18 protein-coding genes are annotated in these 22,883 nt (G+C 70.0%); 7 read left to right on the forward strand and 11 right to left on the reverse strand.

Annotation, left to right across the window (positions count from 1 at the left end):
• The first annotated feature begins 536 nt into the window (after positions 1-536).
• Entirely contained in the window at positions 537-4,892 is a 4,356-nt protein-coding gene (locus ACIBSW_RS36360) for a hypothetical protein (protein WP_354730452.1), read from the forward strand.
• A 129-nt stretch (positions 4,893-5,021) separates the two neighbouring features.
• Here ACIBSW_RS36360 and rplI read toward each other — a convergent pair whose 3' ends face one another.
• The 5 genes from rplI to ACIBSW_RS36385 form a co-directional block, all read right to left on the reverse strand.
• On the reverse strand, positions 5,022-5,471 hold the full coding sequence (gene rplI / locus ACIBSW_RS36365; protein ID WP_354726383.1) for a 50S ribosomal protein L9: 450 nt from the start codon (positions 5,469-5,471) through the stop codon (positions 5,022-5,024).
• A 14-nt stretch (positions 5,472-5,485) separates the two neighbouring features.
• On the reverse strand, positions 5,486-5,725 hold the full coding sequence (gene rpsR / locus ACIBSW_RS36370; protein ID WP_007073789.1) for a 30S ribosomal protein S18: 240 nt from the start codon (positions 5,723-5,725) through the stop codon (positions 5,486-5,488).
• A gap of 35 nt (positions 5,726-5,760) precedes the next feature.
• The gene (locus ACIBSW_RS36375) at positions 5,761-6,321 is read right to left on the reverse strand and encodes a single-stranded DNA-binding protein (protein WP_354726380.1); all 561 of its coding nucleotides are present in this window, start codon (positions 6,319-6,321) and stop codon (positions 5,761-5,763) included.
• 68 nt (positions 6,322-6,389) lie between these two features.
• A complete protein-coding gene (gene rpsF / locus ACIBSW_RS36380; protein WP_023563150.1) occupies positions 6,390-6,680 on the reverse strand; it encodes a 30S ribosomal protein S6 in 291 nt (96 codons plus the stop codon).
• A gap of 288 nt (positions 6,681-6,968) precedes the next feature.
• Complete coding sequence (locus ACIBSW_RS36385) at positions 6,969-7,910, reverse strand: hypothetical protein (protein ID WP_404799572.1); 942 nt, start codon at positions 7,908-7,910, stop codon at positions 6,969-6,971.
• A gap of 182 nt (positions 7,911-8,092) precedes the next feature.
• Between ACIBSW_RS36385 and ACIBSW_RS36390 the strand changes: the two genes are divergently transcribed.
• Together ACIBSW_RS36390 and ACIBSW_RS36395 are read left to right on the forward strand one after the other, a co-directional pair.
• A complete protein-coding gene (locus ACIBSW_RS36390) occupies positions 8,093-8,869 on the forward strand; it encodes a deoxyribonuclease IV (protein WP_354726377.1) in 777 nt (258 codons plus the stop codon).
• 942 nt (positions 8,870-9,811) lie between these two features.
• Entirely contained in the window at positions 9,812-12,001 is a 2,190-nt protein-coding gene (locus ACIBSW_RS36395) for a hypothetical protein (protein ID WP_354726375.1), read from the forward strand.
• 110 nt (positions 12,002-12,111) lie between these two features.
• Here the strand turns inward: ACIBSW_RS36395 and ACIBSW_RS36400 are convergent, their stop codons facing one another.
• From ACIBSW_RS36400 to ACIBSW_RS36420, 5 genes are all read right to left on the reverse strand, one after another.
• Positions 12,112-12,510: a hypothetical protein gene (locus ACIBSW_RS36400; protein ID WP_354726373.1), complete on the reverse strand. Its 399-nt coding sequence runs from the start codon at positions 12,508-12,510 to the stop codon at positions 12,112-12,114.
• 305 nt (positions 12,511-12,815) lie between these two features.
• Complete coding sequence (locus ACIBSW_RS36405) at positions 12,816-13,253, reverse strand: MarR family transcriptional regulator (RefSeq protein WP_354726371.1); 438 nt, start codon at positions 13,251-13,253, stop codon at positions 12,816-12,818.
• Between the two features lie 55 nt (positions 13,254-13,308).
• Positions 13,309-14,841, reverse strand: coding sequence for a glycosyltransferase 87 family protein (locus ACIBSW_RS36410; RefSeq protein WP_354726369.1), 1,533 nt, complete (start codon positions 14,839-14,841; stop codon positions 13,309-13,311).
• A 129-nt stretch (positions 14,842-14,970) separates the two neighbouring features.
• Positions 14,971-17,772, reverse strand: coding sequence for a transglycosylase domain-containing protein (locus tag ACIBSW_RS36415; RefSeq protein WP_354726367.1), 2,802 nt, complete (start codon positions 17,770-17,772; stop codon positions 14,971-14,973).
• A gap of 189 nt (positions 17,773-17,961) precedes the next feature.
• Positions 17,962-18,429, reverse strand: coding sequence for a DUF5318 domain-containing protein (locus ACIBSW_RS36420; protein WP_354726365.1), 468 nt, complete (start codon positions 18,427-18,429; stop codon positions 17,962-17,964).
• Between the two features lie 164 nt (positions 18,430-18,593).
• Here ACIBSW_RS36420 and ACIBSW_RS36425 point away from each other — a divergent pair, with 164 nt between their 5' ends.
• Both ACIBSW_RS36425 and ACIBSW_RS36430 read left to right on the forward strand, forming a co-directional pair.
• Positions 18,594-19,190 carry a PadR family transcriptional regulator gene (locus tag ACIBSW_RS36425; protein WP_354726387.1) on the forward strand — a complete coding sequence of 199 codons (597 nt, stop codon included), beginning with the start codon at positions 18,594-18,596 and terminating at the stop codon, positions 19,188-19,190.
• Between the two features lie 20 nt (positions 19,191-19,210).
• Positions 19,211-20,290: an inositol-3-phosphate synthase gene (locus ACIBSW_RS36430; protein ID WP_354726385.1), complete on the forward strand. Its 1,080-nt coding sequence runs from the start codon at positions 19,211-19,213 to the stop codon at positions 20,288-20,290.
• Positions 20,291-20,459: 169 nt separating this feature from the next.
• Here ACIBSW_RS36430 and ACIBSW_RS36435 read toward each other — a convergent pair whose 3' ends face one another.
• A complete protein-coding gene (locus tag ACIBSW_RS36435) occupies positions 20,460-21,281 on the reverse strand; it encodes a BTAD domain-containing putative transcriptional regulator (RefSeq protein WP_354726363.1) in 822 nt (273 codons plus the stop codon).
• Between the two features lie 308 nt (positions 21,282-21,589).
• Here ACIBSW_RS36435 and ACIBSW_RS36440 point away from each other — a divergent pair, with 308 nt between their 5' ends.
• Together ACIBSW_RS36440 and ACIBSW_RS36445 are read left to right on the forward strand one after the other, a co-directional pair.
• Positions 21,590-21,967, forward strand: coding sequence for a hypothetical protein (locus ACIBSW_RS36440; RefSeq protein ID WP_354726361.1), 378 nt, complete (start codon positions 21,590-21,592; stop codon positions 21,965-21,967).
• A gap of 235 nt (positions 21,968-22,202) precedes the next feature.
• Positions 22,203-22,874: a DUF2690 domain-containing protein gene (locus ACIBSW_RS36445; protein WP_354726359.1), complete on the forward strand. Its 672-nt coding sequence runs from the start codon at positions 22,203-22,205 to the stop codon at positions 22,872-22,874.
• Positions 22,875-22,883: the final 9 nt, after the last annotated feature.

Below are 22,883 nucleotides of genomic sequence, written 5' to 3' on the forward strand. Positions count from 1 at the left end.
GAACAGTCCGGGTACGACACTTTCGGGTGATCCCCCACCCCCGCCTGGGTGACCGGGACCACAAAATCGCAAAAAATTTCGGCACGCACCCGGACGAGGACATGATCCGGCGCGGGTAACCATACGAAGCCGCACGTCACAGACCCAAGAGCGCCGGTGGACGAGCCTCGGGACAACTTGTGGACAAGTCGCTCAGGCCTGTGCGCGGCCCTGTGCACAGCCTGTGTACAACGCCTGGGGATGTCGCGGGACGCGCCTTTGCTACCTGCGGATTTGTCGTCCCCAGCGTGTGGAGAGATAAAAAGCTGGCGTCCGTGACCAAGCCGTCGCTCCAAGGCGTTGCAGATCGGTCGGATGCACGTCACGCTTTTCCCGTGGACCAACGGGATTGGGACTACGGCGCCCGCCTGCCGCGCGAAAGGAGCGCGTCGGGGTCCTGGACACCCACAGAGCGCCCGGATGATGCCGGTTCGTCCGAGATTCTGCGGCCCGGGGCCACCGTCTGGGGCACCGGATCGCCCGCCGACACTGGCAGCATGCAGCCGATTCCCGAGGCGGTCGCGTGGTCGTTGCGCGCGGATGCCTGGGCCCAAAACCCCGAAACTCCGTCGGGTGAGCAGTCCGGAACGTTGAGTCGCTGGTCCGATGTCGCGGCGACCGGCAGGCCGGTTCTGCCCGCGGACGGTGTCGGCTGGCGCACGCAGACCTCGGAGTGGCGCGCCACTACGGAGAGTGCCCGGTGGCGACAGACCACCGAGTGGCGTTCCGCGACGGGCTCGCACGGCTGGCGCACGACGACCGAGGCCTGGCAGGGCGACGACGCCGACAACCTCCCGCCGCAGGCCGAGGCGCCCACGCGGCTGCCGGCCATCTCCAGCACGGCCTGGCCGACCCCGCAGCCCGACGACCCGACCTCGACCAGCACGACGTCCTGGCAGCCGGCGGACGCCACCCCGTCCTGGCAGCAGCCGCCACCCGCGGACGCCACGCCGTCCTGGCAACAGCGGCCGGCCGACGCGACGCCGTCCTGGCAGCAGCGGCCCGCGGACTCGTGGCAGAGCGGTCCGCCAAACGGCGGTCCGCCGAGCGCGGCCCGGCCGTGGGAGGCGCCGCGCACCGAGGACCGGCCGACCTGGCAGCAGTTCACCGATCCGACCACGACCTGGCAGCCCGCCGACGCCCCGCGCCAGCGCGAGCCCGAGAGCCGCCCGTCCTGGGACAGCCGCCCGAGCTGGCAGCAGTTCACCGACTCGACCCGCGGCGGCCCCGAGGCGCCGGGGCAGAGCCGGCAGACGCCGTACCAGGGAAGTTGGTCGACGCCGATCGACGACGGCCGCCACCTGGTCCGCGAGGACGACCGCGCGGCATGGCGCCGCGACGCGGCCGCAGGCCAGGCGGGCCTGGCCGACGGCCCGTCGCAGGGCGGGCGCCGTCGCGCGCCCGACGTCGGATCCCGGACCAGCGGGGGTACGGGCTGGAGCGGCCGGACCGAAGCCGACAACTGGGCGGGCCACACCGACACCGGCAGCATGCCCGCGTTCCAGGATCCGGGGTCGACCGAGCCGAGCTGGCGACGGAGCACCCCGGAGCCGCCGGCCACCGACGGCTGGCGCACGAGCACGACGACGAACAGCTGGCAGAGCAGCCCGCCGGCGACGAACGGCTGGCGCAGCGGCGACGAGGCCCGCGCCGACCAGCGCACCGACGGCTGGCGCGGCTCCCCGCCCGCCGAGGGCTGGCGCAGCGGCGACGAGGCGCGGGCCGGCGAGGCCCGCGCAGACGGCTGGCGTGACACCGGATCGTGGCGACGCGATCCCGAGCCCGGCCCGCCGGCGGACCCATGGGCGCAGAGCGCTGCGGAGACCGGCGTCATTCCGCTGCCCCTGCAGCCTCGCGACCGCGATGCGGGCGGCTGGCAGAGCCGCTCTGACACCAGCAGCTGGCAGCGCGAGAACGGCGCGGGTAACGGTGGCAGGCCGGGTAACGGCGACACCGGCTCCTGGCAGAGCGACCCGGCCTCCTGGCAGCGCGAACCCGAGGTCGGCGGCCGCCAGCGGCGGATCGACACGGGCTCCCAGCCGAACGGCCAGGCGAACGGGGGACGCCTCCAGATCGGCGGACGCCCCGAGATCGAGAGCCGGCTGGCCGGCCGCGCCGACACGGGTTCGTGGCAGCGCGAACCCGAACCCGGCGGACGGCCCACCGGCCGCACCGACACCGGCTCCTGGCAGCGCGAACCCGAACCCGGCGGACGGCCCACCGGCCGCACCGATACCGGCTCCTGGCAGCGCGAACCCGAACCCGGCGGACGGCCCGTCAGCCGGTCCGACACCGGCTCCTGGCAACGCGAAGCTGAGCCCGGCGCCCGACGCGACACCGGCTCGTGGCAACGCGAACCCGAGGTCGGCGGACGGCCCGGCAGCCGCACCGATACTGGCTCCTGGCAGCGCGAACCCGAACCCGGCGGACGGCCCGTCAGCCGGTCCGACACCGGCTCCTGGCAACGCGAAGCTGAGCCCGGCGGACGGCCCACCGGCCGCACCGACACCGGCTCCTGGCAACGCGAACCCGAACCCGGCGGACGGCCCACCGGCCGGTCCGACACCGGCTCCTGGCAACGCGAAGCTGAGCCCGGCGCCCGACGCGAACCCGAGGTCGGCGGGCGATCCGGCGGCCGGTCCGACACCGGCTCCTGGCAGCGCGGCGAGGACACCAGGCCGATCGGCCGGCCCGGCGCCGACCCGCGGCCGCCGGACGGTTACCCCGGTCAGGAGCCCCGGCGCGGCGGCGAGCTGGAGCGTTGGCCCGGCACGCAGCGCGGACCGGAACCCCGACGCGAACCCGAGGCCTTCCGCGGACCGGAGCCCCGGCGTGGAACCGCACCCCGGCGCGGCGCGGAACCCCGCGACTTCGAGGCGCCGCCACAGCGCGGCGGGGAGGGCCGGCGCGGCGGAGGCACGCCACGTGGCCCGGAACCTCGGCGCAGCGTCGAGGGCCAGCGCAGCGGCGGCATGCCGCGCGGCGTGGATGCCCAGCGCGGCCCCGGAGGGCCCCGCAGGCCGGATTACGACCGCGGCCCGGATACCCAACGCGACTACGGCGCCCGCCGCGGCCAGCGCGACACCAGCTGGCAGCGCGAGCTGGAGTCCGGTAACTGGCACCGCGACCCGGAGTCGGACGTCTGGCTGCGGGACAGCGACACCGGCCAGTGGCATCGCGAGGAGCTCGAGGACGACGACGACGAGGACGACGACCGAGATCCCCCTCGTCCCCGCGGAGGTGGCGGCGGGCGACGCGCTGCCATCGAGAGCAGTGAAGCGGTCGCACGACGCGACGGGTCTGCGCGTCGGCGCAGCGAGCAGTCCGCGGCGAACGGCGGCGGAGCGCGTCGGAGCGCGTCGGAACCGGGTCGTGCGCGACTCCAGTTGACGGCCGCCGGAGAGCCGCCGCTTGATCCCGAGGTCTGGCGGCTCGACGGCGACGCACCGACCCGGCCGGTCGCCCGCCAGCGCGAAGCGAACATGCCGATCTCGGCGCAGCCGTCGACCTGGCAGTCCGAGGCGGACGAGCCCGTCTCGGCACCACCCGAGGCGCGGCCCGAGCCGCGGCTGCGCGACTCGGGCAGGCCCGAGGCACGGTCACGCGAAGCGGTCAGGCCCGTTTCGGCGCAACCGGACGACCGGCGCGACGACACCACCCGATCCCTGCCGGCCCGCCGACAGCTCGACGACCGCCCGGCGGCCGCGCGATCGGCCGGCTGGCAGCGCGAGGACGATCAGCCCGCGGCCGCGCGATCCGCCGGCTGGCAGCGCGAGGACGATCGGCCGGAAGCGGCACGTCCGCGCGACCGGCGGGGCGACGATGACCGGCCGGTCTCCGCGCAGCCGGGCGGGTGGCGGCAGGACGCCGACGAGCCCGCGTCGGCGCCGCCTGCGCCGGCGTCCCAGACGCCGACCCGGCCGGTGTCGGCCAAGCCCGGCGCCTGGCGCGCCGAGGCGCAGGCCGAGGCCCGTTCCGCCGACTGGCGCAGCCAGCTCCGCGCCGAGGCGGGCGAGCCCCCGCTGCCCGCCGACGCCGCCGATCAGTTCGGACAGCGGACCGACTCCACCGACTGGCGCAACCAGCTCCGCGCCGAGCAGGGCGAACCGCCGCTGTCCGGCGGCGGCATCGACCAGTTCGGCCAGCGGACCGAGCCCGCCTCCTGGCAGCAGGTCGGGCGCGAGGACACGTCGGCCGGTTCGGCGTCCTACCGCGAGGGCAGCACCGGCGACTGGCGGCGCGAGCTGCAGTCCGACGGTCAGCTGGCCGATGGCGAGTCGCGGCGGCTCAGCACGTCCGGCTTCGTGCCGTTCAAGGGCGGCGTCGCGGCGTCGGTCAAGGTGCCCGCCGCCAACTCGGCGTCCGAGGGCGCCACGGAGATCATTCAACGCACCGGGGCCCGCTGGCAGGATCCGCCGGACACGACGTGGCCGCCGCGCGGCGCGGTCTCCCCGGCCGCCGGCACCTACGAGCGGCGCCCGGTCAGCACGCTGCTCTCGCCCGCGGCGCGGCAGAACGATCTTCTCGAACCCGACGAGGACGTCGAGGAGAACACCGGCGGCCCGCTCGCCGCGGTGGGTTACACCGCTGCCTGGTACGGCGTGCCGGTCGTGCTCGTGGTCCTCTACATGCTGGTGCTCAACCGCGGCCAGCAGGCGCACGCCCTGGACACCCTGCTCGACGGCGCACCGCTGTTCGGGCTTTCGCTGGTGCTGAGCATGCTCGTCGCGGTGGGTCTGCGGCGGGCCAGCGGCTCGTGGAAGGCCGCCAGCGTCGGTCTCGCCGCGGCCGTGATGGGCGGCGGTCTGGCCACCGTCCTGAACTCGGCCATCACCGGTCAATCGCTCAGCTGACGAGCAATTCCCCGGCAAACGACCTCATCGTTGTAGACCGCGCCGCTGCCGCTGAGGCCGAGCTGCTGCTGTCGAGGCCGCAAAAAAAGCGCGCCGGCCCTGTGGCCGGCGCGCTTCTCGTAAGCCGTGTTACTTGGAGCCGACGACGTTCACCGGGAACGTCGCGGTCACCTCGGGGTGCAGCTTGACCTGGACCTTGTAAGCGCCCGTGGTCTTGATGTGGCCCGGCAGCTCGAGGCGGCGCCGGTCCAGGGACGGACCGCCCGCGGACTTCACCGCGTCGACGATCTCGGCCGGGGTGATCGACCCGAACAGGCGGCCGCCGTTGCCGGAGCGCGCCGTCAGGGTGACCTTGAGGCCCTCGAGCTGGCCCTTGACCTCGTTGGCCTGGCCCAGGTCGCGGATCTCACGGGCGTTGCGGGCCCGCTTGATGACCGTGACCTGCTTCTCGGCGCCCTTGCTCCACGGGATCGCGAAGCCCTGCGGAAGCAGGTAGTTGCGGCCGTAGCCGTTCTTGACCTCGACGATGTCGCCGGGGGTGCCGAGGCCCGACACCTCCTGAGTGAGGATGATCTTCATTTCGGTGCCTCCCCTCAGCGCGCCGTGGCCGTGTACGGCAGGAGCGCCATCTCACGGGCGTTCTTGACCGCGCGGGCGATCTGCCGCTGCTGCTGGGAGGTCACGCCGGTGACCCGCCGAGCGCGGATCTTGCCGCGGTCCGAGATGAACTTCCGCAGCAGCGCGGTGTCCTTGTAGTCGATGTAGGTGATCCCGTCCTTGTCGAGCGGGTTCACCTTCTTCTTCGGCTTGCGAAGTGCCGCAGCCTTAGCCATAGCTCTTACTCCTGAAATCAAGAAGCCCGTCGGGCTCAGAAAGGTGGCTCGTCGTCGAACGAGGAGTTGTTGCCGGCACCGCCCGAACGGGCGCCGCCGCTGGAGGCCGGGGCAGCCGTGGCCCAGGGGTCGTCGAAGTTGTTGCCGCCTCCGCCGCCGCTGTTGCTGGGCTGCCGGTTGCCACCACCGCCGCCGGAGGCGCCGAAGCCACCCCCACCGCCTCCTCCGGACCGGGACATCTTCTGCACCTTCGCCGTGGCGTAGCGCAGGGACGGGCCGATCTCATCGACCTCGAGCTCATAGACGGTGCGCTTCTCGCCCTCACGGGTCTCGTAAGACCGCTGGCGCAGCCGGCCCTGCACGATCACCCGAGCGCCGCGCTGCAGCGACTCGGCGACGTGCTCGGCGGCGTCACGCCAGACGTTGCACGCGAGGAAGAGTGGCTCGCCGTCTTTCCATTCGCCCGACTGCCGGTCCATCGTCCGCGGCGTCGAAGCGATGCGGAACTTGGCGACCGCCGCCCCCGAAGGGGTGAAGCGCAGCTCAGGGTCGTCGGTCAAGTTGCCGACGACCGTGATGGTGGTTTCTCCTGCCATGATCTTCTCCTCGCCGCTTCATGCGTTTCTGCAAGGAGGCTCCCAGAGCCCCCTGACAAAAACGACCGTCAGCGGGTCTCGGGCCGGATGACCTTGGTACGCAGGATCGACTCGTTGAGCCGGAGCTGACGGTCCAGCTCAGCCACGGCCTCCGGTGTCGCCTGCAAGTCGACGACGGCGTAGATGCCTTCGGCCTTCTTGTTGATCTCGAAGGAGAGCCGGCGACGGCCCCACACATCGAGCTTCTCGACCGAACCACCCGCAGTGCGGATCACGTTCAGGTACGTGTCGAGCGACGGGGCTACGGTGCGCTCCTCGAGACTGGGGTCGAGGATCACCATGAGTTCGTAATGACGCAAGACGTTCTCACCTCCTGTGGGCTTGGCGGCCACGGTCTCTCCGTGGCAGGAGGTCTTGTGTCGCTCGCAGCAGAAGACCGTGGGCATCGCCCACGGCCGGCACACTGCGAACCGAGCCAGCATACCCGCGTGCGAGAGAACGCCAAAAAGGGCCCCATCCGTGAACGAGGCCCTTCGAGGTGGGAAGCCGCGGGGCGTCCGGTCCGCTTTCGCTGGGTGGGACCTGGGGAGGAACGACCACACCGATGAGGTTGGAACGGCCGCCCCGCGGAGCATCTGACCAGAAGTCTACGCGACAGATGCCCGAGATGCACGTTGCGACACAATTGCCCGGATTGCGCCTGCGGAGACCCCCGCCACACACACCATCGCAATGATGGCGAGCAGCCCGATCTGCCGCGACGGCCACATCGGCCGCACCGTCGCGACCGGCTCCGCCGCGACGGCGTAGGCGGGCGGCACGGCCAGGTCGGCGAACCCACCCTGCGACTCCGGCGAGGCCGAATCGAGCGCCGGTACGCCGTGAAGCGTCGCCTCCTCACCGCCGGGCGGCATCCCCGAGGACGTCGGCGCGGCGACGGCTCCCGCCGTACCGCTGTGGTTGGCCTTGTCCTTGCTCCGCGCGGCCGCGGCGTCCCGCGGAGCCGCCTGTGCGGCGTCGCCAGCCCGGGATGCGGCGTTCCGGTTGTCGGCCGGCCGGCCTGCACGGGTAGTCGACTGACGCTGCGGCCGCGAGCCGGCCGCGACCGAATCGGGCATCGACGAGTGACCGTCCGCGGCCGCGGGCGAGTCGGAGCGCGAGGGCTCGGACGGCGACTCGGAGGTATCCGAGCCGATCGGAGCCGGAATCGGATCGGGCTTGGCCGACTGCGAGGGCGCCGCCGTGACCAGTACGGGCGTGGCCTGATCGTTCAGGGGACAGTCCGGATCGAGGGTGACCGCGGTGGTGCCGTGACGGAAGACCACCTCGGTCGCGCCGTTCTCCGGGACCGGGCCACTTGGCGCGCCGTTGAGAAGCAACTTCGCGCCGTGACCGGTCCGGTTCACCACGCGTACCATGCCCTCCGCCGGCACGGTCATGGATTCGACGGACGGCGTGGACTGGCAGGAGATGCCGAGCACCCCGCCGCCACCGAAGACCACCTGCCAGCCGCCCCCCTCGACCTGGTCGGCGTTAGCCGTGCCGGTCGTCAGCAGCGCGGCGCCGAGCAGAAGCCCACCCAGAGCCACCGCCTTAACGCGGTGTCGGACTTGCCGAGACATACACCATCTCCCTGCTCGGACCGATTTAAGCCGTTTCGTAGGTATGTGTGATCTCCTCGATTAACGACGCGCCGACGAGCCCGGTGACGCGTACGAGCGTGGACCGCGACGCCGGGTAACCGTCGTACCGACGTCGTAGGCTCGGACCCATGCGCATCGGAGCCCATGTCGATCCCGCCGAACCCCTCGCCGAGGCCGCCGCTCGCGGAGCCGACGTCGTCCAGTTCTTCCTCGCCGATCCACAGGACTGGAAGACACCGGCGGCCCGCCCGGACGCGGCCGCGCTCACGGCGTCCGACGTGGACATCTACATCCACGCGCCATATGTGATCAATGTGGCCACGCTCAACAACCGGATCCGGATCCCCAGCCGCAAGCTGCTGCTCGCCCACGCCCGCGCGGCGGCCGAGGTCGGCGCGAAGGGCTTGATCGTGCACGGCGGTCACGTCAACGCCGGCGACGACCTGGCAGTCGGTTTCGACAATTGGCGCAAGACTTTTGCGTACCTGGAGAAGGAAGGCGGGCTGCCGCTGCCGGTCCTGATCGAGAACACGGCCGGCGGCAACCACGCGATTGCCCGCCGCTTCGACAATCTGGCCCGGCTGTGGGACGCGGTCGGCGAGTTCGGGGCGGGATTCTGCCTGGACACCTGCCATGCGCACGCCGGCGGCGAGGAGCTTGTCGACATCGTGGACAGGGTCAAGTCCATCACCGGCCGCGTCGACCTGATCCACGCGAACGACTCAAAGGACGGCTTCGATTCCGGTCGGGACCGGCACGACAACCTCGGCAGTGGCAAGATCGACCCGGACTTGGTAGTAGCGGCGATCCGCGCCGCGGGCGCCCCGGCGATCGTCGAGACGCCGGGCGGAGTGGACGGCCAGGCCGCCGACATCGCTCTCTTGCGCGAGAGGGCGGGTAGCTAGCCAGCCTCACGAGGGAGCAGCATGACGACCGAGCGGCCGCAGGCCGGCGCCGACTCCGCCGCGTCCAAAGACGCCGCGCCCGGAAACGCCGCGCCTGATCCCGCCGCGTCCGGTCCCGTGCCTCGCGGTGCGACCGGAGACGCGCCCGGCGTGTCTCCCCTCGCTGCCGAATCCACGGAATCCGCGCCTCCCACCGACTCCACGCCACCCGGCAAGTCCGCGGCGTCTCCCGGATCCGCACCAACCAATGAATCGGCACCACCCACCGGAACGGCACGATCCACCGAGTCGGTGCCACCCACCGAGACGGCCCCGCCCGCCGCGGCCGCACCGCCCTCCAAAACGGCGCCGCCCTCCGGGGCGACATCACCCATCGGAACCTCGCCGCTTGGCGAACCCGAATCGCCGGCTGGGTCGCCGGCCGCTGGAGCGCAGGCGTCCGAGTCCTCCGAGGGTGGCGCCGCGGTGCCGAAGCGTGTCCGGCGATGGGCAGGTCTTCGTAGAGGGTTCGGCGCCAAGAGCAAATCCGTGGCCACCGGGGTTCTGCGGCCCGCGGTCCCGCCACCCGCCAACCCGACGGCACCGGCACCGGCACCGGCACCGGCACGACTGTCCACCGTGGCGAGTTCCACGCAGGCTGATCTCGAATTTCCCGCAAACGGCTCGACACCCGCCCCCGCCGCCCCCGCCAGGCCCGGCGACGGGCCCGGTCCGGCGACCGAAGGCGGCACGACGGCCGCCGCAGAGTCGGCCCTCAAGTCCGCCGCAGGCATGACACCAGTCCGCGAAACCAAGCCTGGCAAGACTGCGACTGACGAAACCAAGGCCGGAACTGCCGCGACCGGCGAAACCAAGGCCGGTGCTACGGCAACCGAGACGTCTAATGCCGACGAGACCGCGACTGGCAAGACCAGGACCGGCGCTGCGGCGACCGACGAGACCATGACTGGCAAGACTGCGGTCGAGGCGCCCAAGGCCGGCGAAACCAAGGCCGAAGCAACCAAGGCTGGCAGCACCACGACTGAAGCAACCAAGGCTGGCAGCACCGCGACCGATGTAGCCAAGGCTGGCAGCACCGCGACCGAGGCAACCAAGGTCGGCGAAACCAAGGCCAGCAAGACCGCGACTGAGACCAAGGCCGCCGAAGGCCCAGGACGGGCCACAGGTTCCGGCGAGACCCCTGGCCAGGCGAAAGCGGTCGGCGCGGGTCCGAGCCCGGAGACCTCGGTCGGCGGTAAGACCGAAGCCGAACCCAAGCCTGGTGATCAATCCCAGGCCGGGACGCAAGGTGGCGCCGAGAACGCGACCGGCAACCGTCGGCGCAAGCCGAAGCTGCCGTCGCTCCGTCCGCCGGGCGCCCCGCCGGACCCCTGGACCGCGTTCGCCCAGACCTCCGAGCGCGGCCCGGGCCGCATCCGCCGCACCGCCCGGGCCGTCGGTCGCGGCCTGACCCACGAGTACGCGCTGGTCATCTACGGTTCGCTGCTGCTCGCCGTGCTGGTGACCTGGCCGGCCCTGCGCTACCCCCTGCACACGTTCCCGCACGACGTCTGGGATCCCTCGCGACAGGCCTGGCAGGTCTCCTGGGCGGGCCACATCCTGATCACCGATCCAGCCCGGCTCTGGCAGGCGAACGCTTACTTCCCCGAGCCGTACAGCTTCGCGTTCGGCGACCACCTGCTCGGCTACGCGCCCGCCGGCCTGCTCGGCGAGGGCCCGCTCGCGGCCGTCCTGCGCTACAACATCCTCTTCGTGCTGGCACACGCCCTGCTCACCATCGGCGGCTACGCCCTGATCCGGCAACTCGGCGCCGGACGCACCGGCGCGATCGTCGGCGCTGTTGCACTCGCTTACGCGCCGTGGCGGCTGGCCCAGGAGGGGCACCTCGACATCATCTCCGCGGGCGGCATCCCGCTGGCCCTGGCGATGCTCGCCCGGGGACACGGCTGGTCCATGCGGTACGGCTTCCGCCCGGATCGGCGGCACGTGGGCTGGGCCGTGGCGGGCTGGATCATCGCGATCTGGCAGCTCGGTCTCGGCTTCTCCCTCGGCCTGCCGTTCGCGTACGTGCTCGCCCTCATCATCGTGATCGTCGCGGTCGCGGTGCTGGTCCGTCGCCTGCGCCGCCGGTCACCGCGGCCGGTGCTGGGCTGGCGGCTGCTGGTCACCGACGGGCTGGGCATGCTGATCTTCGTCGGCGTCGGCGCCGTCATCGCGCTGCCGTACCTGCGGGTGCCGGACTACGGTCCCGCGGCGACGGAGATCCGGTTCTTCTCGCCGCCGCTCCGTAGCCTGCTGATCGGCCCGGCCGAATCGAGAATCTGGGGTGCCCCGCACGCCGTTGCCCGGGAGTCGCTCGGCTGGCCGCCCGAGATGACGCTGCTGCCGGGGTTCGTCCTCTATGCGCTCGCGCTGGTCGGCCTGGTCTTCTCCATCTGGCGCATCTGGCAGCGGCTGCTCCTGCTCACCGCCGTCGTGGTCGGCGTGGTCTTCACCATCGGTTCCACGTTCTTCGAGGGCCGCTGGACCTACCTGCCGCTCTTCGGCCACCTGCCGGCCTCGTTCGGCGTGCGGATCCCCGGCCGGTTGATGTTCTGGGTGACCCTGCTGCTCGCGATTCTGGCCGCCGGTGCCGTCGCCGAGTTCGTCCGCCGGGTCGAGCACTTTGCCGCGCACCGGATGCCGCCCTGGCCCGGGCCGTGGCTGCGCCTGGCGACCTTCGTACCGCTGCTGCTCTTGCTGGTCGAGTCTTGGAGCGCCATCTCGCACCCGGTCGTGCCGGAACAGCCACCCGCGATGCGGACGATCACCGGGCCGATGCTGGTCCTGCCGACCGCCGCCCTGTCCGACCAGACCGTCATGCTCTGGTCCAGCACCCGGTTCCAGGAGCTGGCGAACGGCAGCGGCGGCTTCGCCCCGCAGCGCCAGTCCGAACTGCGCCGCTCGGTCGCGACGTTCCCGGACGCGGCCAGCGTCGAGTACCTCCGCACCCAGCGGATCACCACGGTGGTGCTGCTGCGCAAACAGGTAGCCGGCACCCCCTGGGAACGCGCGGGCGACGTTCCGGTGGACGCCCTCGGCATCCGCCGCGAGGACCTCGACAACGACACCGTGGTCTTCCGCCTGAACTGAGAGCGGCTCGACGCGCCGGACGGCGAACGGGCGGCGGTGACCGTTGTCGACGGCTACCGCCTCCGCAGTGCAGCGTCACCTCGCCGGTCTCGGCCGATCACCGCCCCGTCTCATCTGCCGGCTTGCCGCCAGGGGAAGGGTGCGAGGTCCGGTTCGACCCAGCCGTTCCGGGCCAGGCCGCTTGCCAGCGTCGAGGACCGGTAGAAGCGGGCAAGCAGCCTCTTGTCGAGCAACGCCGGGTGCTGGTCGGCGAAGGCGTCGAAGTCGACGGCATCCGATCGCCCGGCGTGGTGGCCCACCACCTCGACCCAGGCCCGGCTGACAGTGGCGTTGTACTTCTGCGGCGCCCCCGCGTAACGGGCGGTCCGCTGGATGCCATCACTGATCAGATCGACCGCAGCACTGGTTCCGAGCCGTCGCACGGCCAGCCAGGTGAGCTGAACGTGCTGGCGGTGACCGAACCGCTCGACACCAGCCATCACCTCTCCCATCAGCTCGTCGAACGACAAGGATTCGACACCGCGGCCAGCATGCTCCGCACCACGCCCAACATGCTCCGTGCCCCGGCCAAGCTCCGCGCCACGCCCGGCGTGCTCCGCGCCCCGGCCAGACTCCGCACCGCGCCCAACGTGCTCCGCACCACGCCCGATGTGCTCCGCGCCCCGGCCAGACTCCGCACCGCGCCCAACGTGCTCCGCACCACGCCCAGCAAGGTCCATGCCGCCGCCGTCGGGCGAAGGCCCCTCCGGAACGGACACCGCCTCGAGTAGCTCTTGGCGATGTACCGCAGGCTCAGAATGCGGACTCTGATCGGTCACGCCCGCTCCTTGACCAACGCGTCGAGAACGGCGTAGAAGCCGGCGATCGCCTCGGCAGGCAGCCCGTCCAGCGCGCGGTCCTCGATATCGGCCAGGGTCCGGGTGATGACCGCGGCAGCCGCGCGCCCAGAGTCGGTGAGCTCGATGAGCACAGACCGTCGATCCCCGGCACGCGTGCCCCGGGTGATGTGCCCGCGCCGCTCCAGCCGGTCCAACACACTGGTCAGCGTGGTAGGCCGGGCCCCGACCGCGGCACCCAGCTGCGACACCGTCCGCCCCCGCCCGTCGGCGAGGTTGCCCAACGCGTTGATCTCGGAAGCGGTCAGATCGAGGTCAACAAGCTCAGCGGCGATCCTCTGCAGGGTGGCGTGGGTCGCACGCTGCAAGGCAAGCAGCCCCGAGCCACCACCCAATGGTACGGATTCGGACTTCACGTTTTCGGATACTACGATATCGAAGTATCCGTCAGCAAGGTCCCCGCCGCGGCGGTCAGCCCACCGCGGCAGGCGCCGAAGGAGGTGGCGGCGCGTGTTCCGGCAGGAACCCCGGGCCGGAAGGCCGCGGCTCCAGCCGAAGCCCTTGCCGCAACGACGACACCCAACCCGCATCCGGCGCCCCGTCGAACACCCCACCATCCGGGTCGTCGGCATAGGTCCGCCGGACCGGGTCGAGCTCGGGCCGCCAGATCTCCCGGATCACCAGCCCGCAGAGGACCGCCACCGTGATCAGCCGCAGGCTCGAGGCGAGCACGAACGTCCCCTCCGGGATCACCGGCTTACCGCCGGCGCCCAGCAACTCCGCGTAGAACGCCGTGAAGTAGCCGATCTCCGCCACCGACCAGGCCAGGATCGCCCCCCAGCGCGGACGCGCCAGCACGATCAGCGGGAGCAGCCAGAGCACGTACTGCTGCGACCAGACCTTGCTGAAGATCAGGAATGCCGCCACCACCAGGAACACGACCTGCGATACCCGGGGACGACGCGGCGCGAGCAGGCAGAGCACCCCGATCGCCGCGCAGGCCGTCAACGTCAGCCCGTACGTGAGGTAGTTGAGGACCGGGACGTGGTCGCTGAGCCATTGGAACGGGCCCTGGTCGCCGGCCACGCCGGTGTTCCACTTCGTGTCCAGATAGCGCCCGATGTACCAGAGCGTGCCCCAGTCGATCGGCCGGTCGTGGTTGAGCTGGAAGAACCTGTCCCAACTGCTTCGATAGAAGACGGCGACCGGGAGATTGACGGCCACCCAGACCGCGATGGCCGAGCCAACCGCGAACAGCGCCTGCGGCAGCCGCTTCGAGCGCAGGCCGAGCACCACCAACGGCCCCAGGATGAACAGCGGCCAGAGCTTCGCCGCGCCGCCGAGGCCGAGCAGGATGCCGGCCAGCACCGGCCATCGTCTGGCCCAGGCGTAGAGCCCGAACATGGCCAGGAAGATAGCTAGAAAGTCCCAGTTGACGGTCGCCGTGACGAGCAGGATCGGTGACAGCGCGAAGATCGCGGCGTCCCAGGGCCGGCGGCGGCGCAGGGCGAGGATCATCGCAACGGAGGCCACCGCGAGCGCCGACAGGACCAGGGCGTTGGCGTTGTAGAACCACTTACCCTGGTTGATCTCCGGGTACTTCTGCCCGAGCGCGTGCACCGGCAGGCCGAGCGCGCCCATGAAGTAGCCCGTGACGACCGGGTACTCCACCGGGTGGTCCTTGTACGGCACCTTGCCCTCGTTGAGCCCCTCGGCGTAGTACAGCGCCAGCACGTCGGTGTAGCAGAACCGGGTGTACTGGACGTTCTTCTGCCAGTCGCCGTCCTGGCAGGGCGACTTCTGCACCCAGCTGAACGCGAGCATCAGGCAGGTCAGCGCGAGGATGATCCGCTGCGCGTTCCAGAACCGGCCGGGCCGGGCCCCGGGACGTACGGCGTGGTCGCCGAGCGGCCCGCCGATCGCCTGCGACAGCCCTCGGACGAAGCCGTCCGATTCGGCGGGCAGGTCTTGCCGGTCGGTCTCCGGAGACGAAGGCGCGCTCATGCTTTGGCATCATGCCGCATCATCCGGCCGGACAGGCGCCGCCCTCCGGCACAGTCCGGCTACAAGGGCACGAAACGCCGACGGCGCCCATCTCCGCGAGGAGAGGGGCGCCGCCGGTGTGACTGTGGCTCAGTCGCCGTCGTCGGTGTCGTCCTGGCCGCCGCCGGTTCCGGTGTCGTTACCGGGGAACGTCGGGAAGCCCGGGAGGGTCGGCGTGTTGTTGCCGTTGTTCCCGTTGTTGCCGTTGTTTCCGTTATTGCCGTTGTTGCCGTTGTTCCCGTTCTGGCACTGCTCCGGGAACACCAGGCAGGCCGGGTTGTCCGGCAGCTCAAGCTTGGGCGGCGGCGGGATGCCGTTGCCCTTCTTGCTCGAGTCGACGAAGTTGGTCGAGTTCGGCAGGAAGGGCTTCGCGTCGCCCTTGATCTCCTTCGACGCCTCGTCCAGGAACAACTTCCAGATGTCGCCGGGGATCGAGCCGCCGTTCATGGGCTTGCCGCCGGGCTTGTAGATCGGCAGCAGTTCCATCTGTTTGGTCTTCTTGTTCACCTTCTCGCGGCCGACCCAGACCGCCGCCGCGAGCTCCCTGGTGCCGCCGACCATCCAGGCGTCACCGTTGTCCCCTGGCTTGCCCTTGGCGGGGTCGAACTCCCAGGTGCCGGTCTTGCCGATCGCCTTGCGGCCGTTGGCGAGGTTGATGCCGTTGATGCCGGGGATCTTCTGCATCACGTCCTGCACGGCCGCCGCGACGTCCGGGCTGAACGCCGTCACGCCCTTGAGCTTCTCGGCCTTGCCCTTGATCGGCGCGAACTTGCCGGTCTTCGCGTCGCGAGCGGAGACCGACCGGACGAAGTGCGCCTTGTGGTAGACGCCGTTGTTGGCGATCGTGGCGACGCCGCTGGCGTGGTCAAGCGCGGTGATCGCGTACTGGCCGAAGCCGACCTCGCGGCCGTAGCCCTTCTTCTTGAGCTCCTCGCCCTTAACCTTGTTGAGGTCGTAGCGGGCGGTGGTTTCCGGGTCGGCAATCAGCTGGATGCCGGCCTTGTGCGCGACCTCGATGACCTTCTCCGGGCCGAGCGCGTCGGCGAGCCAGTAGAAGGTGAAGTTGTAGGACTGCTCGACCGAGGTCTCGAGATCACATGCCTTAGGCGGGCACTTGAGGCTGCCGCCCTCACGGCCGGAGTTGTTGATCTTTCCGCCGCCGTTGACCTTCTCCTTCGTGGAGTCCCAGATGGTGTCCATGCCGTAGCCGTCGCTCAGCGCCGCGAGCAGCGTGTAGATCTTGAACGTCGAGCCCGGGGGCCGGCCGCCACCGATGAAGGTCTTGCCGTCGTCGGTGTAGTTCGGCCCCGCGTAGTCCCAGTTCGCCGCCTCGGGGCCGCCGTAGTACGCCAGGACCCGGCCGGTCTCCGGGTCGATGGAGACCAGCGCCGACTTGTAGGTCTCGGCCATGTCGTGCAGCGGCGACCTCTCGCTGGCGCGGTTGGCCGCCTTCTCCGCAGCCTTCTGCACTTCGGGGTCGATCGTGGTCTTGATCTGCAGACCACCCTCGTTCAGCTGAGCGTCGGTGATGTTCATGGCGCGCAGCTCGCGCTTCACGTACTTGACGATCTTGGCGCTGGGCTTGTTGTTGGCGCAGGTGGTGGTGCACTTGTCGGGGTCGAACTTGATCCATCCCGGCTTGCCCTTGGCTGCCTGCGCGGGATATTCCGTCGGCGGGTTGATGCCGGCCGGCACGGCGGCCGCCGGCAGGCCGGCGGGCAGCCCCAGCTCGGCCATGTTGCCGACGGTGTACCGCCACCGATCCTGGGCGTCCGGGAGGTTGTTGCCCGGGTCGTAGCCCCTGTGCGTGGCCGTCGGCTCCGGCTGCTTGATGACCGAGGCGAGGATCGCGGCCTCGCCGGCGGTGATCGCCCCAGGCTTACCGATCGGAGTCAGCGCCGAACGGCTGGCCCCGAAGTAAGCCTTGACCGCGGCCTCGATGCCGTAGGCGCCGCGACCGAAGTACACGGAGTTGAGGTAGCGACCGAGGATCTGGTCCTTGGAGTACTCGTCCTCCATCTTGCGGGCGATGACCGCCTCGCGGAGCTTACGGTTGTAGCTGATCTCCTTCAGCTTCGCGGCGTACCGCGCGTACTGCTGGGTGATCGTGGAGGCACCCTGGGTGTCGCCGCCGGTGAAGTTGTTCCACGCGGCGCGGGCGATGCCCTTCATGTCGATGCCGTTGTGGTCGTAGAAGCCCTTGTCCTCGGCCGAGACCACCGCGAGCTTGATCAGCGGGTTGATGCTGGAGTCCGGGACGATCGACCGGTTGAACTGGCCGAGCGAGGCGATCACCGTCTTGTTGTCGCTCGCGAGCAGCTGAGTGGTCTGCGTCTCGGCGGCGGGCTCCTCGAAGGTGACGCTGTCGAAGAAGTAGGTGCCGCCGACCACGCCGGCGCCGGCCAGGATGACCAGCACGGCCGCGGCCGCGGTCAGGATGTTCATCCGGCGGCGGCGCTTGGACGCCTTGTTCAGGATCTTGGCCGCGCTACCCCGGGGGCCCTGTCCGGGCACGCCCGGCCCGCCGCCGACGCTCGGGGGGACCGGCCGCACCGCGGCGCGTGCGACCGCGCCGCTGCCGTACCCCGGGCCGTCGTCGACAGCGCCGACCGATGCCCGGCCGCCGACCCGGGCGGAGCCGACGGTGCCGGCACCGACGGAGGCACGCCCGGCACCGACGGAGGCACGCCCGGGTGCCGCCGCACCGACGGGGGCCGCGCCGCGCGACATGCCGCCGCCGACGCTCGCGCGGCCGCCGGCCGGACGCCGGTAGGCGTCGGGAGCGGGGCGGTCGTCGTAGCCGGACTGGCCGTCGTCAGGCGTGGAAGCAGCGGACGGCCCGGGCACTCGGGCCCGGGCACGCGCAGACTGCGGATCGCCGTACGAGTTCATTCGGTCACACCTGCCGGTCGCGGTGGCTCGCCAGAGAAGCCCTGGAGGGGCTTCGGAGGCGCTGCCACGGGCGGACGATTCTGGGCTGCATCTCCGCAGCCGCCCTGTCGGATGTGAAAATTGACCGACTGCGGCGCTGGATGCCCGTATCGGTCAGGATCGTGCCCACGTTAGCGTCGTTGAGAGCAATCACTGTCGGCCCTCCCGGCGTTGTGACGACGACCCTGTCTCGCGGTGGCGGCCCGAGGCGGACGAGGCGACTGCCCCGCCCTGGTCCAGTTCGTCGGCTTGGAGCGCGTCCCTGCCGAGCACGTACTGCTCGATCAGATGGTTCCACGCGCAGGATTGGCACACCTCCACCACGAACACCTGAAACTCACGCAGCGTCATCGCCATTACCGGCAGCTCAGCGAGCCTGTGCGCCTGCCCGGCGGACTGCTTGAGTTCATCGCCGTAGATGTAGTGGACCAGGGTGAGGTTGTCGCGACGGCAGACCGGGCAACGATCTTCGGTCGGCTCGCCATGGAACCTAGCTGCGTTTTTCAGGTACGGCGAGGCGTCACAGACTTCGAGGGTTCCGACCTTGCCGTTGTGCACGTCGCGCAGCAGCGCTCGCTTCTGAAGCGAGTAGTCGACGACCTGCCGCTGCGTGCGCATGGCGAAGAGAGTACGCGGTCAACACCCGTACGGCGACAGCCATCACACAGCGTGGCGCGGCGACTCCACAACCATGCCTGGCCTTGCGGCGCGGCGCAACCCGATCTACGGTGACGATGTATCGGGCCGATACATCGTGCGAGACAGGTGAAGGGGTGAGCACGTTGTTGGAACTAGCGATCCTCGGCCTGCTCCAGGAATCCTCGATGCACGGCTATGAGCTGCGCAAGGAGCTTGCCACCAAGCTCGGCACGATCCGCGCCGCGATCAGCTACGGCACGCTGTACCCGACCCTGAAGCGCCTGCAGACCGCGGGCTGGATCGGCGCGGCCGAGACCCCCGACAGCGAGATCATTCCCCCGTTGACGAGCCGTCGTGGCCGGGTTGTCTACAAAATCACGGCCGAAGGCAAGGAACGGTTCGCCGATCTGCTCGCCCAGGCGGGCCCGGAGACCTACGACGACGCCGGCTTCGGCGTGCATTTCGCCTTCTTCTCCCGGACCGACCGGGCGACGCGGCTGCGGATCCTGGAAGGCCGCCGCCGCCGGATCGAGGAACGCCGGGAAGGCCTGCGCGACGTGCTCGCGCGCGCCTCCGACCGCCTCGACGCCTACACCCTGGAACTGCAACGCCACGGACTGGATGCGTGCGAGCGCGAGGTCCGCTGGCTGGAGGAGCTCATCACCAACGAGCGCTCCGGCCGCTCCCCAGCAGGGGATACACCCCCCGAAGACCCGCGTCCGCATCAGGACCGGCCGTGATGAACAAGGAGGCAAACGCGATGGGCTCCGTCCGCGTCGCCATTGTCGGTGTGGGTAACTGCGCCTCGTCCCTCGTGCAGGGCGTGGAGTACTACCGCGAAGCCGACCCCAACGACCGCGTGCCGGGTCTCATGCACGTGACCTTCGGCGAATACCACGTATCCGACGTGAAGTTCGTCGCGGCGTTCGATGTGGACGCCAAGAAGGTCGGCATGGACCTGGCCGAGGCGATCGTCGCCAGCGAGAACAACACGATCACGCTGACCGATGTCGCGCCCACCGGCGTGACCGTCCAGCGCGGCCCGACCTTCGACGGTCTCGGCACGTACTACCGCGAGATCATCGAGGAGTCGTCCGCCGAGCCGGTCGACGTCGTGCAGGCGCTGCGCGACGCCGAGGTCGACGTCGTCGTGTCCTACCTGCCGGTGGGCTCCGAGGAGGCCGACAAGTTCTACGCGCAGGCCGCGATCGACGCCGGTTGCGCGTTCGTCAACGCCCTGCCGGTCTTCATCGCCTCGGACCCGGTCTGGGCGCAGAAGTTCACCGACGCCGGCCTGCCGATCGTCGGCGACGACATCAAGAGCCAGGTCGGTGCCACGATCGTGCACCGCGCGCTGGCGAAGCTGTTCGAGGACCGCGGTGTCGAGCTGCTGCGCACGTACCAGCTCAACTTCGGCGGCAACATGGACTTCATGAACATGCTGGAGCGCAAGCGCCTGGTGTCGAAGAAGATCTCGAAGACCCAGTCGGTGACGTCCCAGATCCCGCACGAGATGTCCAAGAGCGACGTGCACATCGGCCCGTCGGACCACGTGCCGTGGCTGGACGACCGCAAGTGGGCCTACATCCGGCTCGAGGGCCGCAGCTTCGGCGACACCCCGCTGAACGCTGAGCTCAAGCTCGAGGTGTGGGACTCGCCGAACTCGGCCGGCGTCATCATCGACGCGGTCCGCGCGGCGAAGATCGCCAAGGACCGCGGCGTCGGCGGCCCGATCCTGTCGGCGAGCTCGTACTTCATGAAGTCCCCGCCGGTGCAGTACAACGACCACGACGCGAAGAACGCGGTCGAGGCCTTCATCAAGGGCGACATCGAGCGCTGAGTCGCGGCGCAAGGCAAGTCGTAGTCAGTTGGGGGGCCGGACCGCATGGCGGTCCGGCCCCCGCTGCTTGCGGGCCATTCGCCGAGGGCAAGACCAAGCCCTCGCTCCTGAACAAACACGGATCGGGCTGGCGGATCCCCGGGTACACGCACCGCGCCGCCCGGTGCGGTCAGCGCCGCAGGGGCGGCACCTTCGACATCATCCGGGTGACCGCTGAAAGCTGATGGGTCACCTCACGCAGCGCTTCGATCAGCTCACGCGTCCCGGGCTCCTGCCCCCCGGTAGCAAGGGCATGACTGTTTGCCAGCCGGAGCTCCAGGTCCTGCGTGGCCGGCTCCGGACCGATGCTCAGTTCGCGATCGAGGCGCTCCCGCAACGCTGAGAGGACCCGCAAGGCGTCGCCCACACGGGACGCGGCCTGCAGCGCCTCGGCGAGGGCGCGATGAAACGCTTCATGATACGGATATTCAGCCGTCCACACGGTCAACTTGCCGATCATCTCAGTGTGCCGGCCCTGCTCGAATCGAGTCGCCACCAGCGCCTGCGCCGCTTCCAGCCGTCGTGCTTCGAGCTCTTCCGCGTTGGCCAGGAGCGCGGCCGAGTGGATGTCCTCGAGAGCAGGCCCACACCACAGCGCCAACGCTTCCTCGAGGTGCAGAGCCGCCCGGTCTCCATCACCGCATTCCACCGCCCGCTGGGCCTGTGTGCATTGGCTACGGAAAACAAAGCTGTCGATCTGCGCCTCTTCGATCTCCAGGGTGTAGGTGGCGGACTGACGGTGGATGCGGGACTCAGCGCCCGCGGCGGCAAGAGCACTCCTGAGCATCCCGATCGAATTCTGCGTCTGCTGCCGAGCGGTGCTCGGAGACTCGTCGCCCCAGACGACGTCGATGAGTCGGTTGGTGGAAACCGGCCGATTCGCGTTGAGCAGCAATGCGGCGAGGATTTTCCGTTGCCGCCCGCGTCCGAGCGGGAGGTATCCGCCGTCCAACGAACGGACCGTAACAGGACCTAACAGCGTGTAACTCAATTAATCCCCCGTGGTGTTACTCGTCACTCTAATGCCATCATAAAACACTTATTAGCCGGTTTCAATGTTACGAGAATCAATGGCTCGGCCGAGATGACCGCCGCACACTGCAGCCGTTATGGCCGTTTTCTCCGCATTGAAGGCCTACGAACTCGTACGCAGCGGCTGGCCCCGACTTCCAGTCATTGCGGCACCCGGTACGTACGCATTGGGGTCCAGACGGGCAATTCCCGTGCGATCATTCGCGGGTGAGAGATCGATGGCTTGCCGTGGGCCTTGTCGTGCTGGTGAACACGGCGGTCACCGGTTGCAGTGCTCCCCGGTTCGCGCGTGAGGCGGAGCAGACCGCGCAGTGGACGCAGGTACACGGCGACGGGTACCGGCCGGCGGACCAACCCGAGGCCATCGTGGATCTGTTGAAGAAATACGCAGCGCAGAACGGCGGCCAGGTGATGGATTCCGACGTGGAGCATGGCGACCGCCCTGGCGGCCACGTCGACGTGTTGTTCGTCGCCGAGGCTGGAAAGTTCGAGGCGGACGACCGGGAGTGCTGGCGGTTCAGCTTCCGGCAGCCACCAGGTGACGCCTACGTTCGGAAGATCGACTTCGCGCTGTTCGACTGTCCGTCCGGATCGTCGAGGTCGTAACACGTCGCGGCGTAGATCCGCTGAACAGCCGGTAGATGCCTCGCTCGTCTCGCGGCGGCCGACAGTCGCGATGGCTCCTGTCGCCAGCGACCTCGCACTGCCTGGATCAGCCCCACAGGAAACGTCATTGCACCTTCATCGCGTGCTCAGCGACGACTGCGCAAAGCAGTGAGGACGATCCATAGGCTGCTGCCCTGCACCGAATCTCGTGGTGCAACGGGTGGGAGGAACAGTTATGTCGCATTCATTCTTGTCGAGCCGGGGCGCCCGGCTCGTTGCAGCGGGCGTTGTGGGGGCCGCGGTGCTGCTCGGGCCGGGCACGGCCGCGCACGCCGACACGAGCAGCGATCCGGTTGTCGCGTCGGAGGTGGAGGACGGCGCCGCGGCGGACGTCGCCCCAGAGGCGGAGCAGCCACCGCTGCGGTCCGCGACCCTGTCGGACGGCACGGTGATCGAGGCGGTCGACCCGGCCGCGGTGGAGGCCCTCACGGCGGCCGCAGCTGCGAACCGCAATTGCAACAGTGACTGCGACGGCACGTCTCCCGACTACCAGTGGACACCGCCAGGCGGCCAGTCGAACTGGTACCGCTGTTCTGACGACGCGATCACGGTTTATGCCGTCAAAGAGCGCGCCCCACTGACCGGAAACCGGCTCGAGCTGCGCTACAGCCCGCAGTGCCGCAGCGCCTGGGCGCGCGGTTGGGCCTATCACAACTTCTTCGTGGAGAGCTTCAATGGCTCCACGAGCCGCAAGATCGCCTGGCACAACCACCCGGGCAGCGGACCCCAGCCGACCAACAGGACCTGGACGGCAATGGTGAACGACAAGGGGTACACGGCGCGGGCGTGCGGCGGCGTGGGCCCCGATACGCCGCGGAGCGAGTTCGACTGCACCAAGAAGTACTGATCATCCACC

It is taken from the genome of Actinoplanes sp. NPDC049668, from assembly GCF_044465445.1.
Classification (GTDB): Bacteria; Actinomycetota; Actinomycetes; order Mycobacteriales; family Micromonosporaceae; genus Actinoplanes.